We start from the raw sequence: 14,903 nt of genomic DNA, 5'->3' as shown, positions 1-14,903 counted from the left end.
ACGGATGTTACCCAGCCGCGGCCAACACCGCGTCGGCCAGCACCGCGCAGCCGGACGCCGCATGTTCGGGCTTGATGTTCTCCGCCTCGTTGTGGCTGAGGCCGTTCTCGCAGGGGATGAAGATCATCGCCGTCGGCACCTTGCGCGCGACATAGACCGCGTCATGGCCGGCCCCGGACACGATGTCGCGATGGCTGAGGCCGCGCCGCTCCACCGAGTGGCGGACGTGGCCGACCAGCTCCGGCGCGAAGGGCGTGGTCGGGAAGGCCCAGAAGTCGGTCAGCTCCAGAGTCAGGCCGCGCTTGTCCGCGATGGCGGCCAGCCGCTCGCGCAGCAGCGCGTCCATGCGGGCCAGCGCATCGGGGTCCGGGTTGCGCAGGTCGATGGTGAACCAGACGCGGCCGGGAATGACGTTGCGGGAGTCCGGGTGGACCTGGACGCGCCCGATGGTCGAGCAGGCGTCGCCGCCGACCTCCAGCGCGATGGCCTCCACCGCCTCCATCATCACCGCTGCCCCGGCCAGCGCGTCGCGGCGCAGGCGCATGGGCGTCGGGCCGGCGTGGGATTCGCGGCCGGTCACCGTCGCCTCGTACCAGCGCTGGCCCTGCGCGCCGGTCACCACGCCGATCTCGACGTCCTCGGCCTCCAGCACCGGACCCTGCTCGATGTGCGCCTCGAAATAGGCGCCCATGGCGTGGCCGGTGACCGGGACCTCGCCCTTGTAGCCGATGCGCGCCAGCTCGTCGCCGAGCCGGACGCCGTCGGTGTCCCGGATGTCCAGCACATGGTCGAGCGTGAAGACGCCCATCGCCACCCCGGACCCGAGCATCGGCGGGGAGAAGCGCGCGCCCTCCTCGTTGGTCCAGACGATCAGGTCGATGGGGGCGTCCGTCTCGATGCCCTGGTCGTTGAAGCTGCGGATGACCTCCAGCCCGGCCAGCACGCCGTAGATGCCGTCGAAGCGGCCGCCGGTCGGCTGGGTGTCCAGATGGCTGCCCATGCAGACGGCGGGACGGTCGGGGCTGCGGCCCGGGCGGCGGGCGAAGATGTTGCCCACCTCGTCCACGGTCACGGTGCAGCCGGCCTCCTCGCACCAGCGCACGAAGAGGTCGCGGCCCTCCCGGTCGAGGTCGGTCAGCGCCAGCCGGCACAGGCCGCCCTTCGGCGTCGCACCGATCGTCGCGAGGTCCATCAGGGTCCGCCACAGGCGGTCGCCGTCGATGCGCAGGTCAGACATGGTCCCTATCCCGATCCCAGTTCCGAATTATTGTCGAGTGTCGGCGCGAACCGCGGTCAGCAGTCCGGTCACCGTGGGCAGGCTCAGCCCCGCCCGTTTTGCCAATTCCAGCGGCGCGTCCAGCACCGCCTCGATCTCCGCCCGCCGGCCCGCAGCCACGTCGGCGCGCAGCGCCGGCCGGATGCGGCCCGGATGCTGGGCCATCGTCCACACATCCTCGACCTTGGCCGTCGCCGGATGGCCGAGCGCCGCCGACAGGGCCAGCACCTCCTCCACCACCGCGGCGAAGGTTGGCTGCAGCGCGTCGTCGTGGGCGATCTCCTGCGCCGTCTTGCCGGTGGTGAGGCCGAGCAGGCCGAAGGCGAAGGGCGCCAGCAGCGCCGTCCACACCTCCGTCCGGATGTCCGGCACGGCCAGCGCGTTGAAGCCGCCTGCCCCGAACAGGGCCGCCAAATCCTTTGCGCTCTCGTTCCTGGCCACAGGACCGAGGGCGAGACGCAGCCCGCCGAGATGCCGCAGGTAGCCGGGGGTCCGCCGCTCCACCGCCACGCGGGCGACGGCGCCGACGATGCGATCCGCCGGGATGGCGTCCGACAGCAGCCCCTTCGGATCGACCGCCGTCAGGGGGCCGCCGAGAGACCCGTCCGCCGGGTACCACCAGGGGATGCCGCCGACCACCGGCACCAGCCGCGTTTTCGCCCCCAGCAGGGGAAGCAGCAGATCCAGCACGTCGGTCAGCAGCGGCGCGGGCACCGCCAGAACCACCACGTCCTGCGGGCCGAGGGCCAGCGTGTCGTCGGTCACCTCGGGCCGCACCGTCACCGGACGGCCCGACGGGCCTTCGACGGTCAGCCCGTCGCGCCGCAGCGTGTCGAGCGTCCGCCGCCGGGCGACCAACGCGGCCGGCAGGCCGGCGGCGGTCAGCCGCGCGGCGATCAGACCGCCGACCGCCCCGGCCCCGATGACGGCGACCTTCATGCCCGCCCCGTCAGGCGCTGCTGCGCAGGGCGGACGACCGCCGCGTCACCGGAACCACGTCCTCCGGGATGGTCCAACCCTTGCCGGGGATGGCGTCCAGGAGGGTGCGGGTGTAGGCGTGCTGCGGGTTGCCGAACACCTCCTTCGCCGGGCCGATCTCGACGATGCGGCCCTTCTGCATGACCGCGATGGTGTCGCAGATCTGGGCGGCGATGCGCAGGTCGTGGGTGATGAACAGCATCGACAGGTTCAGCCGGTGCCGCAGATCCTCCAGCAGGTCCAGAACCTGCGCCTGCACCGACACGTCGAGCGCCGACACCGGCTCGTCGGCGATCAGCAGCTTCGGCTCCAGCGCCAGGGCGCGGGCGATGGAGATGCGCTGGCGCTGCCCGCCGGAGAACTCGTGCGGGAAACGCTCCGCCGCCGAGGCGTCGAGCCCGACGAGCTTGAGCAGCGCCTTCGCCTTGTCGAGCGCCTTGTGGCGGTCCTCGCCGAAGGCCACCGGCCCCTGGGTGATGATGTCGCCCACGGTGTGGCGCGGATTCAGCGAGGCGTAGGGGTCCTGGAAGACCATCTGCACGTGCCGCCGGTAGGGCCGGAAGGCCGGGCGCGACAGCGACAGCAGGTCGACGCCCTCGAACAGGATCCTGCCCGAATCCGGCTTGATGAGGCCGACGATGGAGCGGCCGAGCGTCGATTTGCCGGAGCCGGACTCGCCGACCAGCCCGACCGTCTCGCCCTGGTGGATGGTCAGCGACAGGTCGTCGCCCGCCACCACCTTACGCCCCGGCGTGAAGAAGCCGCCGCCGAGGTGGAAGGTCTTGCACACCTTCTCCGCCGTCAGCACCGGCTGGCGCGCGCGGGTGAAGTCCTCGCGGTGCTCGATCAGGTGCGGGACGGCGGCGATGAGCTGACGGGTGTAGGGGTGCTTCGGACGGTTCAGCAGCTCCTCGGCGGTGCCGATCTCGACGATCTGGCCCCGCTGCATCACCGCCACGCGGTGGGCGATCTCCGCCACCACGCCGAAGTCGTGGGTGATGAACATCACGCCCATGCGGCGCTTGGCCTGGATGTCCTGGATCAGCTCCAGGATCTGCTTCTGGGTGGTGACGTCGAGCGCGGTCGTCGGCTCGTCGGCGATCAGGATGTCCGGCTCCACCGCCAGCGCCATGGCGATCATCACGCGCTGGCGCTGGCCGCCCGACAGGCGGAACGGGTAGCTGCGGCGCAGATGGTCCGGCTCCGGCAGGCCGACCGAGGCGAGAAGCTCCACCACGCGGGCCCGGCGGGCGGCGCGGTCGAGCGTGGTGTGGTAGCGCAGGACCTCGTCGATCTGGTCGCCGACCCGCATCAGCGGGTTCAGCGCCGTCATCGGCTCCTGGAAGATCATGGCGATGCGGCCGCCGCGGAGCGCGCGCTGCTCGCGCTCCGGCAGGCTGAACACGTTGGTGCCCTGGTGACGGATCTCGCCGGAGGAGACTTTCACCGCCTTGGGCAGCAGGCCCAGCACGGCGTGCGCGGTCATCGACTTGCCCGACCCGGACTCGCCGACCACGCAGAGGATTTCCCCGGGCTCCAGCGTGAAGGTCAGGTCCTGGACCGCGTGCGGCCGGTCGGCGCCGCGCGGCAGGTCGATGGTCAGGTTGCGGACGTCGAGGAGAGGCGTCTCGGACATCAGGAACGGCCCTTTCGCGCCAGCTTGGGATTCAGCGCGTCGTTCAGCCCTTCACCCACGAGGTTGAGGGCGAGCACGGTCAGAAGGATCGCGATGCCGGGGAAGAAGCTCATCCACCAGGCCTGACGGATCACCGTGCGGGCGGCCCCCACCATGTAGCCCCAGCTCATCAGGTTCGGATCGCCGAGCCCGAGGAAGGAGAGGGAGCTCTCCAGCAGGATCGCCGTCGCCACCATCAGCGAGGCCGACACGATGATCGGGGACAGGCTGTTGGGCAGGATCTGGCGCCAGATGATCGTCATGTTCGACTGGCCGGTGGTCACCGCGGCGTGCACGAACTCGCGCGAGCGCAGGCTCATGAACTCGCCGCGCGCCAGGCGGGCCAGCGGCGGCCAGGAGACGATGGCGATGGCCAGCACGATGGAGGTCAGCGATGGCGTGAAGATCGCCACCAGCACCACGGCCAGCACGAAGTTCGGGATGGTCTGGAACAGCTCGGTGAAGCGCATCACCAGATCGTCGACGCGCCCGCCGTAGAAGCCGGAGACGGCCCCCAGGAACACGCCGATCAGCACGGCGACGGCGGTCGAGGTCAGCCCGATCAGCAGCGACACCCGCGCCCCGTGGGCGATGCCCGCCGCGATGTCGCGGCCCAGCGTGTCGGAGCCGAGCAGGGCGTCCTCCGACAGTGGCGGCTGGAAGGGCATCGCGGTCATGTCCCACGGGCTGTCCGGGTACAGCACGTCGGCGAAGGCCGCCATCAGGATGATCAGGGTCAGGAAGGCCAGCCCGATCACCGCGCCCTTGTTGCGGGCGAAGGCGCTCCAGAAGCCGGACCCCTTGCGGGACGGTGTGATGGCCGCGGCGGTCATGGCGCCACCTCGATGCGCGGATCGACGAGGGAATAGATCAGGTCGGTCAGCAGGTTGAACACCACCACCACCACCGAGGTCAGAAGGAAGATGCCGAGCAGGACCTGATAGTCGCGCTGCAACACGGCCTCGAAGGCGAGGCGCCCGATGCCGGGGAGCGCGAAGACGGTCTCGATCAGGATGGAGCCGCCGATCAGGTGGCCGGCCTGGAACCCCGCCACGGTGATGACGGGTAGGATAGCGTTGCGCAGGATGTGCACCGACACGATGCGCCATTCCGGCAGGCCCTTGGCCCGCGCCGTCTTGACGAAGTCCATGTCGCGCACCTCCAGGATCGAGGCGCGGGTCAGCCGGGTGTAGACGGCCATGTAGAAGAGGCCGAGCGTGGTCACCGGCAGCACGAGGTGCTTCGCCCGGTCGAGGAAGGCCTCCCAGCCGGTGTAGCCGGCGCCGATGCTCTCCGTGCCGAAGGCGGGCAGCCAGCCGAGATTGACCGAGAAGAGAAGGATCAGCATCAGGCCGATCCAGAAGATCGGCGTCGCGTAGGCGGTCAGCCCGACCACGGTGATGGCGGTGTCCGACCAGGTGCCGGCGCGCATCGCCGCCAGCGTGCCGAGCGCGATGCCGCCCAGCAGGGCCAGCACGAAGGCGGTCAGCGTCAGCGACAGGGTGACGGGCAGGCGGTCCATCAGCAGGTCGAAGACGGGGCGCTGCTGGCGGTAGGAGTAGCCGAGGTCGGCCTGCACCACCTTGGACATGTAAGTGCCGAGCTGCTCGTACAGGGGGCGGTCGAGGCCGAACTGCTGGCGGAGCTGTTCGACGAACTTGGCATCGGCGGCCCCGGCCTCGCCCGCCATCACCGCGGCGGGATCGCCGGGCGCTGCGTGGACCAGGAAGAAGTTGAACACGGCGATCGCCAGAATGACGAAGACCGCCTTCACCAGCCTCTGTGAGATGAATAGGGCGATGCGGGGCATGGAAAGCACTCCTGCGGCGACGGGTGCCCCCTCCCTAACCCTCCCCCGCCTTCGGCGGTGGAGGGAATTCCGCCCCCTCTCCCGCGAAGCGGGGGAGGGATGGGGAGGGGGCAAGCGCGCCCTTACTTCTTGACCATGTAGACGCTGTCGTAGCTCTCGTTCACGCCGATGGCGGTCGTGACGGCGTTCTTGAAGCGCTTGTCCACGAAGGTCGGGAACTCCATTTCCAGCAGCCAGGCGACCGGCACGTCCTCGACCAGGATCTTCTGGGCGGCGGAGTAGAGCTGCTGGCGCTCCTCGTCCTTGTTGGTCTGGGCGGCCTGGGCGAACAGCTTGTCCACCTCGGGGTTGGAGTAGCCCATGGTGTTGGAGAACATCACGCCCTTGCGGATGTTGTCCGAGACGTAGGTGCGCGTGACGCCGAGCGCCGGGTCGCCGTACTGGTAGACGAAGTTGAAGCTCAGGTCGTAGTCCCAGTTGGACACCCGGTTGACCCAGCCGGCGGCGTCGGTGGTCTCCAGCGTCACGTCGACGCCGACGCGCTTCATCGCCTGCTTCACATACTCGCCCAGACGCGTCCAGGTCTCGCCGTAAGGCATGACGAGCAGGCGGACCTTGGCGCGGGTGCCGTCGGCGCCCTTCTTGTAGCCGGCCTCCTCAAGCAGCGCCTCGGCCTTCTTCGGGTCGAAGTCGTACTTCTTGACGTTCGGCTCGAAGAAGCGGGTGACCGAGTTCACCGGGCCGGTCGCCGGGCGGCCGAGGCCGAACCAGATCTTGTCGCGGATGAACTTGCGGTCGATGGCGTGCATCATCGCCTGCCGGAAGCGCTTGTCGTCCAGCGGCTTGTTGCGCGTGTTGATCTCGATCCAGGACAGCGGCGCGAAGAACTCGTAGCCCTTGGTCGTCATCTCGACGTTGGGCAGACCCTTCAGGCGCGGGACGTCGAAGGTCTCGATGTCGTTGAACTGGGTCTGCTGGACGGTGCCCTGCTCCACGGCGACGGCGCGCGAGGCGGCGTCGGGGATCACGCGGAAATAGATGTCGTCCAGGTAGGGCTTGCCGGCCTTCCAATACTCGTCGTTGCGGACGAGGTGGATGTAGGAGCCCTTGTTCCACTCCTTGAACTTGAAGGGGCCGGTGCCGATCGGGGTGGCGTTGGCCGGGTTGGCCTTGAAGTCGGTGCCTTCATAGATGTGCTTCGGCATCATCGGGGCCGACGACACCTCGAAGGCCTGAAGGAACGGGCCGAACGGCTCCTTCAGCGTGAACTGGACGGTGTAGTCGTCCAGCGCCTCGATCTTCTCGCACTTGGAGAAGGTGGCGCGCGCGCGCGGGTGGGTCTCCATCAGCAGCTTGGAGGTGGAGAAGACCACGTCGTGGGCGGTGAAGGGCTTGCCATCGTGCCACTTGGCGTTCTTCACCAGCTTGAAGGTGTAGACCTTGCCGTCGGGCGAGACCTCCCAGCTTTCCGCCAGTTCCGGCTGCGGCTTCAGGTCAAAGCCGAAGGTCAGCAGGCCCTGGTAGATCTTGCCGGCGACCGTCTGCGTCGGACCCTGCTGGTTGAGGCCCAGCACCAGAATCGGCGGCTCGGGCTGGACGATGATGTTCATCGTGCCGCCGCGCTCCTGCGCCGCGGCGACGCCGGGCACGGTCAGCGCCAGCGGCGCCGCCAAGGCGGCGGCCAGCGCCGCGGCGGTCAGGGTTTGACGAAAGTGACGCAAACGATTGCTCATGTCTGAAGCCCCCTTATTGATTGATTCTCGTCACGCGACCGTTATGGATCGATGGATTCGAGGCCGCACCAGTCGGCCATGAACAGGGCGAGCACGGCGGTCACCTTCGCCACGCTGTCGAGCGAGACCGACTCGTCGATGCCGTGGATGCGCTCCGCCTCCGGGCCGTAGCAGGTGGCCGGCGTGTCGCCGTAGAGCAGGAAGTTGCGGACGTCGGTGGTGCAGGTCTGGGCCAGCTTCGGCGCCGGGGTCCCGAAGATCGACCGGTGGGCGGCGTCCAGCGCCTCCAGCATCGGGTGATCGGGGTCCAGCGTGCAGCCCTCCGCCTGGAAGCCGCGGAAGATGACGCGGGCGTCGATGCCTTTGAGGTCGGAGTCGCTGCGGCAGGCCTCGGCCACCGCGCGCTCGATCTCCGCGCTGACCTCGGCGGCGACCCGGCCCGGCGGGAAGCCGAAGCGCAGCTCCATCCGGCAGCGGGTGGGGACCGAGGACGCCCATTCGCCGCCGTCGATGTGCCCGACGTTCAGGTTGTAGGGGTGGTGGTGGTGCGCGTAGGCGGGATGCCGCCCGTCGGGGTGGTTCCAGGCCGACTCCAGCGCCTTCAGATGCTTGAGCACGCGGAAGGCCGCCTCGATGGCGTTCAGACCGGCGCCGGTGTCCAGCACATGGGCGGGGCGGCCGGTCACCTCCAGCTCGCAGCGGATCACGCCGACCTGGGCGATCTGGAGCGTGTGGTTAAAGGGCTCCGGGATCACCGCGGCGTCGGCCTTGTAGCCGCGGGCGACGCAGGCGAGCGCGCCGTTGCCGGTGCATTCCTCCTCCACCACCGACTGGAGATAGACCGGGGCGGCGGGCTGGACGCCCAGGCTTTGCAGCGCCTTGAAGGCCATCACATAAGCGGCGATGCCGGCCTTCATGTCGCCGGCGCCGCGCCCGTAGAGACGTCCGTCACGGACCACCGGCTCGAAGGGCGGGGCGGACCACAGCTCTTCCGGACCGGTCGGCACCACGTCGATGTGGCCGTTCAGGATCAGCGACTTGCCGGTCGCTCGCCGGGGCGTGTGAACGCCGACGACGTTCTCGCGGCCCTCGTAGGAGATCAGCGAGGGGGACCAGCCGGGCTGGGCCTTCAGCGCCTCCTCGTCGATGGCGAAGCGGTCCACCTCCAGGCCCATGTCCCGGAAGATCCGTTCCATCAGATCCTGTGCCGGCCCTTCCTCCCCCAGCAGGCTGGGGCTCCGGACCAGATCGGACAGCAGGCTCACTCCGTCCTCGCGCAGCTTCGCCACCGCGCCCAGGATCGCATCCCGGTCCACGGCTGCAATGCTCCGCCCACCCTCGTGGGATGCGGGCATGACGACTCCGTTCTTACCACTCCGCCGCGCAGTCGTCCTTATGGGTCGGCAAATCTCCGGAAAGAAACCGGGGCGATTTCGACTTTCGGACTAGGACCACCGGATTTGCCCGATTGGGCGAAGCCGGGGATCGACCGCTGACGACCGGCGTATTACAATTCAGCTTCTCATCCTCCGCCAAATCGATAATCCTCATTGCCGACATAAGCAGGATTTATGGCGATGGGTTTTCCCCCGATGACGGCGCGTGATCTGGAGCGGCTCGGCCACCAGCTCGACTGGAACCTGCTGCGCACCTTCATGGTGATCGTGCAGGAGCAGGGGCTGACCCGTGCGGCGCAGCGCCTGGGGCTGACCCAGCCGGCGGTGTCCCAGGCCCTGAAGCGGCTGGAAGACCAGATCGGCCGCAGCCTGATCGAACGCGGGCAGGGCCGTTTCCGGGTGACCGAGGCGGGCGAGATCATCTACGCCGAGGTGCTGGAGATCTACGGCAACATCTCCCGCTTCGCCGTTCTGATGCGCGACATCCGCGAGGAGATTTCCGGCCACATCCGAATCCTGCTGGCCAGCCGGATCCAGTCGCTGCTGTTCGACGCCATTCTGGAGCGCTTCCACGCCACCCATCCGCAGGTGACCTTCCGGCTGGACGTGATGGCGAGCGCCGACGTCCACATGGCGATCCAGCAGAAGACCGGCTCGCTTGGCCTCTGCCTGATGCGGGAGCCGCCGCCGCTGGTCGAGCACGCTCTGTTCGCACGCCAGATCTACCGTCTCTATTGCGGGCCGCGGCACCATCTGTTCGGCCGCACCGGCCTGACGTTGAGCGACCTGCGCAGCGAGGGGTTCGTCTCCTTCACCTCCGACCAGATCGGCGGGGTGCTGTCGCCGCTGGCCGTCTTCCGCGCCCAGGAGGGGATCGAGAGCCGGATCGTCGGCGCCTCGGTCAATCTGGACGAGGTGCGGCGGATGATCTCGGTGGGGCTGGGGATCGGGCCGCTGCCGCGCCATGTGGCGGAGCGCGACGTGCGCGACGGCCTGCTCTGGCCGCTGCCGCCGGAGGAGGGGGTGGCGCCGGTGGACATCCATCTGCTGTGGAATCCCGCCTCGAAGATGAATCGGGCGGAGCGCGCCTTCATCGAGCATTGCCGCGCCGCCATCGCCGGCATCCCGCTCGACCTGCGTTTCGATCCGGTGGCGGTGAGCGAGTGGATCGACCGCCAGTTCGGCACCGACTGATCCTTCCGCGTTTCTGATTCCCTCCAGAAATTGCGTCGTCATCCAGCGGATGACGCGGCGCTTGCGCGCGCGCAAGAGGCCGCAAGCAAAAATTCCCATTCTCTTTTCCGCCTTTTTGATAAGCGGAAGATTCCTTTTTGAAAAACAGGGACTTCCCGGAGTCTTCGCAAAGGAAGCCGGGAATCTCACAAAAATGCCCCGCCGGGCGATTTATCCAAATTGGTAGTAGTGGTCTATGCCTAAAGGCGAAAACGCCGACGAACTCATACCAGAAGACAACATCGTAAGAGAGCATTGACACATGGCCAACCTGTACGGACCGAAGACGCTGACGGCCCCCGCTGGTGCGATCGTCATAGCACCCGGCGCCAACATCCAGTCCATCGTCAATGGCGCTCCCGCTGGCGCGACCTTCTGGTTGCAGCCGGGCGAGTACCGTCTCCAGTCGATCACCCCCAAGGACAACCAGACCTTCATCGGGGCCGAGGGCGCCGTGCTGAACGGGTCGAAGCTGCTGACCGGCTTCACCCAGGACAGCGCCGGGCGCTGGATGGTCGGCGGGCAGACGCAGCAGGGCGAGCGTCGCGCGACGGACGAGGCGACGCCCGGCGCGATGCGCGCCGGCTATCCGGAGACCGTCTACGTCGACGACAAGCCGCTGACGCCGGTGGACGCGCTGTCGAAGCTGAAGCCGGGAACCTTCTACTTCGACTACAACGCCGACCGGATCTACCTGGGCGACAACCCGGCGGGGCACAAGGTGGAGGCCGGGACGACCGCCCACGCCTTCGGCGGCTCCGCGGACGGCGTGACGGTCAAGAACCTCGTCATCGAGAAATACACCCCGCCGGCGCAGGAAGGCGCCATCCAGGGCGACGTCAACTGGACCATCCAGAACAACGAGCTGCGGCTGAACTACGCGGTTGGCGCCACGGCGCAGGACGGCAGCAAGTTCATCGGCAACTACGTCCATGACAACGGCGAGATGGGGCTGGGCGGTTCCGGCGCCAAGATCCTGGTCGAAGGCAACGAGATCGCGCGCAACGGCGCCTGGTCGGGCATCAACGTGTTCTGGGAGGGCGGCGGCACCAAGTTCGCCTACACCACCGATCTGGTGGTCCGCAGCAACTACTCCCACGACAACACCGGCTTCGGCCTGTGGACCGACATCGACAATGTCGGGACGCTGTACGAGAACAACGTCCTCGTGAACAACAGCGGCGGCGGCATCACCCACGAGATCAGCTACGACGCGATCATCCGCAACAACGTGATGGTCGGCAACGGCGCCAAGCCGCAGGCCGAGGGCTGGCTGTGGGGCGGGTCGATCCAGATCCAGAACTCGCAGAACGTCGAGGCCTACGGCAACAAGATCGACATCACCGGAGTCAAGGGCGCCAACAGCATCGTGATGATCCAGCAGGACCGCGGCGCCGGCGAGTTCGGGACCTGGAAAACGACCAACAACAAGATCCACGACAACATCATCGTCTCGAAGGACGGCAACGGCCAGTCGGGCGGCGTCGCCGATTACAACGAGGCCGGCATGCTGAACGGCGGCAACGTGTGGGACAACAACACCTACTACATGCCGGACGGCGACCGCTGGCGCTGGGGCGACTTTCCGGAGGGCGACAGCTGGTCCGCCTACATGAACGCGACCACGCAGGACGAGCATTCGACTCTGTCCCAGGCCTACCCCTCGACCGCCGGCTGGACGACGGTCACGCCCACCGCGCCGCCGGCCCCGACGCCCACGGACACCACGCCGCCCACCGTCAAGGTGAGCATCGCCGACAGCAGCGTGACCAAAAGCGAGGCGCCCCTCGTCACCTTCGCCTTCAGCGAGGCGGTGAAGGACTTCGCGCTGGCCGACACCACGGTGAAGGGCGGCACGCTAAGCGGCTTCAAGACGGTGGACGCGGCCACCTACACCGCCGTCTTCACGCCCTCGACCAACACGAAGATCACCGACGCGAACGTGGCGGTGAAGGCCGGCAGCTACACCGACCTCGCCGGCAACGCGGGCAAGGCGGGGGCGTCCGCCGGCTTCGCGGTGGACACGACGACGACCACGCCGACCGTCCCGACCACGCCGACGGCCAGCGTCACGACGATCAAGGTCAACGCCTCCGGCGCCGCCGCGGGCGGGGTGAACGCGCATTTCAAGGTGCTGGTGGACGGCAAGGCCATCGGCGACGCCACGGTCGGCACGGCGGCGAAGGACTACAGCTTCACCACCAGCCTGACCGCCGGGCAGCCGCACAAGGTGCAGATCCAGTACGACAACGACGGCTTCGTGAACGGGCAGGACCGCAACCTGTTCGTCAACAAGATCACCATCAACGGCACCGCCCACAACCCGACCGACAGCGTCGTCAGCTACGATAAGGGGGCCTTGGACGGCAAGGACGTGGTCAAGGGCCAGTCGTCGATGTGGTGGGGCGGCACGCTGGTGGTCGACGCCCCGGCCAAGGAATTCCCCGCCGGCGGCTCGCTGCCGCAGAGCGGTCCCAGCAGCACGACGATCACCGTCAACGCCTCCGGTTCCGCGGCCGGCGGGGTGAACGCCCATTTCAACCTGCTGGTCGACGGCCAGAAGGTCGGCGAGGGCATGGCCGGCACCACGGCGAAGGACTACATCTTCACCACCAGCCTGAGCGCCGATCAGGCGCACAAGGTGCAGATCCAGTACGACAACGACGCCGTGGTCAACGGGCAGGACCGCAGCCTGTTCGTCAACACGGTCACCATCAACGGCAAGTCCGTCCTGCCCACCGACGGCAACGTCACCTACGACAAGGGGGCGCTGGACGGCAAGGACGTGGTCAAGGGCCAGGCCGGCCTGTGGTGGAACGGAACGCTGGTGGTGGACGCCGACAAGAGCTTCTTCCCCTCGGCCACCCCGGTCGGCGAGGCCACGGCGCTGGCGCTCGACGCCGGGACGGACAGCGTGTGGAGCCACGTCGCGGCCCAGCAGGCGGCGGCCGCTCCGGCGGTCGTGGCCGACGCGGTCGCGGCGGCAAACAGCCTGCACGGGGCCCTGCCGGTCGAGGCCGGCTATGACCCGCTGTTCGACCACATCGACCCGTCGCTGCTGAGCCACGCGGCCTGACGCGACCGCAACGGCGAGGGGCGGTCCAGCCGACCATGGACCGCCCCTCCTTGGGGCCGTTCACCCGCCGTTGGTATTACGCATCGTCCCGATTGAGTCTCGGTTGGGTGAGCGCATCACCATCATTCAATCTAGCTACGTGTCCTGGAAAGGCCGCTTTGATATCATCGGCTCGATAGACGGATTTTCCCGGTTCGATTGTGTGTCGTTGGCCCGCCGCGGTTGGCGCAATCGCGTCAAGACGGCGCGCGGCGGGCAATCTCGACCGACACATAGGAACGCTGTCAACAAGCCATCCAGGAAACACGGATCGCTGGGCCCTTGCGCGGGCGAGCGGTAAAGGGCGCTCAGCCGCGCCCCTTCCGCCGCGCTCGCTCCTCGACTCAGGGCGTGCACCGGCGGGCCCGAGCGCGAGGTGATGCTGATGAGCGACATGAGGATTGGCTTCAACCGCCCCACGTTGGCCGGCAACGAATTGGAATACATCCGCCAATCCCTGGAGCGGGCGCACCTTTCCGGAGACGGGGCGTTCACCAAGCGCTGCCACGCGTGGCTGGAGCGGCGGCTCGGCGCGCCGCAGGCCTTGCTGACCCATTCCTGCACGGCGGCGCTGGAGATGGCCGCCCTTCTGACCGACGTCGGTCCGGGGGATGAGGTCATCATGCCCTCCTTCACCTTCGTGTCCACCGCGAACGCCTTCGTGCTGCGCGGGGCGGTGCCGGTCTTCGTGGACATTCGGCCGGACACGCTGAACATCGACGAGCGCCTGATCGAGGCGGCGATCACGCCCCGCACCCGCGCCATCTGCGTGGTGCATTACGCCGGCGTCGCCTGCGACATGGACGTGATCGGCGCCATCGCCGCCCGGCATGGTCTGGCGGTGATCGAGGATGCCGCCCAGGCGCTGATGGCCGCCTACCGCGGCCGTCCGCTCGGCACCTTCGGCGCCCTGTCGGCCTTCTCCTTCCACGAAACCAAGAACCTGATCTCCGGCGAGGGCGGCGCCCTGGTCGTCAACGATCCGGATCTGATCACCCGCGCCGAAATCATCCGCGAGAAGGGCACGAACCGCTCCCGCTTCCTCCGTGGCGAGGTCAACAAATACACCTGGGTGGACGTCGGCTCGTCCTATCTTCCCTCCGACCTGCTGGCGGCGTTTCTTCTCGCGCAATTCGAGAACGCCGAGCGGCTGGACGCGGAGCGCCATGCCCTGTGGAACGCCTATCACGAGGCCTTGGCCCCGTTGGAGGAACGCGGCCTGCTGCGCCGTCCGCAGATTCCGGCCGAGTGTCGGCACAACGCCCATCTGTATTACGTCCTGGCGCGCACGGCCGGTGAGCGCGATGCGCTGATCGCCCACCTCCGAACGAACGGCATTCAGGCGCCGTTCCATTACGTGCCGCTGCACAGCGCGCCGGCCGGGCGGCGTTATGCCCGCGCCGCCGGGGAATTGCCCGTCACGACCGATCTCTCCGCAAGGCTGCTGCGTCTTCCAATGTGGTACGGCCTGGGTGCCGGAGCCGGGCAGGTGGTCGAAGCCGTGCAGGAGTTCTTCCGCACGGTCGAGGCGGGGGCGGCGGCAACGACAGGCCATGCCGCGTCAAGGGCGTTGGCGCGTCATCTGGCTCGGGTGCGAAGCGCGTCCGGCGAGGTTTTCCCGGCGCCGCCCGCAACGCCATCCGAAACGCCACTTGAGGCGCCACCGGCCTGACCGTCTCCAGACGG

The 14,903-nt window shown here is 68.2% G+C and carries 11 protein-coding genes; 4 read left to right on the top strand and 7 right to left on the bottom strand.

Translation table 11 applies throughout. The features are described 5' to 3' along the window. Nucleotides 1-7: 7 nt before the first annotated feature. From ACWPN5_RS27255 to ACWPN5_RS27225, 7 genes are all read right to left on the bottom strand, one after another. Complete coding sequence (locus ACWPN5_RS27255) at nt 8-1,237, bottom strand: Zn-dependent hydrolase (protein ID WP_492298507.1); 1,230 nt, start codon at nt 1,235-1,237, stop codon at nt 8-10. A gap of 27 nt (nt 1,238-1,264) precedes the next feature. Next, nucleotides 1,265-2,215 (bottom strand): ketopantoate reductase family protein, encoded by a 951-nt coding sequence (locus ACWPN5_RS27250; protein ID WP_492298505.1) that lies wholly within the window; start codon nt 2,213-2,215, stop codon nt 1,265-1,267. A gap of 10 nt (nt 2,216-2,225) precedes the next feature. Beyond that, nucleotides 2,226-3,890, bottom strand: coding sequence for an ABC transporter ATP-binding protein (locus ACWPN5_RS27245; protein ID WP_492298503.1), 1,665 nt, complete (start codon nt 3,888-3,890; stop codon nt 2,226-2,228). Next, complete coding sequence (locus tag ACWPN5_RS27240; RefSeq protein ID WP_145673851.1) at nt 3,890-4,762, bottom strand: ABC transporter permease; 873 nt, start codon at nt 4,760-4,762, stop codon at nt 3,890-3,892. The genes ACWPN5_RS27245 and ACWPN5_RS27240 overlap by 1 nt, the downstream gene beginning before the upstream one ends. Continuing rightward, the gene (locus tag ACWPN5_RS27235) at nt 4,759-5,739 is read right to left on the bottom strand and encodes an ABC transporter permease (protein WP_119507207.1); all 981 of its coding nucleotides are present in this window, start codon (nt 5,737-5,739) and stop codon (nt 4,759-4,761) included. The genes ACWPN5_RS27240 and ACWPN5_RS27235 overlap by 4 nt, the downstream gene beginning before the upstream one ends. A gap of 122 nt (nt 5,740-5,861) precedes the next feature. Then, nucleotides 5,862-7,472, bottom strand: a complete 1,611-nt coding sequence (locus tag ACWPN5_RS27230) for an ABC transporter substrate-binding protein (RefSeq protein ID WP_145681939.1) — start codon at nt 7,470-7,472, stop codon at nt 5,862-5,864. Nucleotides 7,473-7,513: 41 nt separating this feature from the next. Then, complete coding sequence (locus ACWPN5_RS27225) at nt 7,514-8,827, bottom strand: M20 family metallopeptidase (protein ID WP_492298500.1); 1,314 nt, start codon at nt 8,825-8,827, stop codon at nt 7,514-7,516. A gap of 222 nt (nt 8,828-9,049) precedes the next feature. On the opposite strand from ACWPN5_RS27225, the gene ACWPN5_RS27220 reads away from it, so the two are divergent. From ACWPN5_RS27220 to rffA, 4 genes are all read left to right on the top strand, one after another. Further along, nucleotides 9,050-10,063, top strand: a complete 1,014-nt coding sequence (locus ACWPN5_RS27220; RefSeq protein WP_247888210.1) for a LysR family transcriptional regulator — start codon at nt 9,050-9,052, stop codon at nt 10,061-10,063. A gap of 301 nt (nt 10,064-10,364) precedes the next feature. Then, entirely contained in the window at nt 10,365-13,178 is a 2,814-nt protein-coding gene (locus ACWPN5_RS27215) for a carbohydrate-binding domain-containing protein (protein WP_492298498.1), read from the top strand. 139 nt (nt 13,179-13,317) lie between these two features. Continuing rightward, a complete protein-coding gene (locus ACWPN5_RS27210; RefSeq protein ID WP_492298724.1) occupies nt 13,318-13,518 on the top strand; it encodes a hypothetical protein in 201 nt (66 codons plus the stop codon). A gap of 84 nt (nt 13,519-13,602) precedes the next feature. Continuing rightward, a complete protein-coding gene (gene rffA, locus ACWPN5_RS27205; protein ID WP_492298496.1) occupies nt 13,603-14,889 on the top strand; it encodes a dTDP-4-amino-4,6-dideoxygalactose transaminase in 1,287 nt (428 codons plus the stop codon). The last annotated feature ends 14 nt before the right edge of the window (nt 14,890-14,903 follow it).

It is taken from the genome of Azospirillum sp. UENF 211521 (assembly GCF_058780535.1).
The sequence above is the reverse complement of the archived record's forward strand: the minus strand, read 5'-3'. Positions and strand labels throughout refer to the sequence as shown.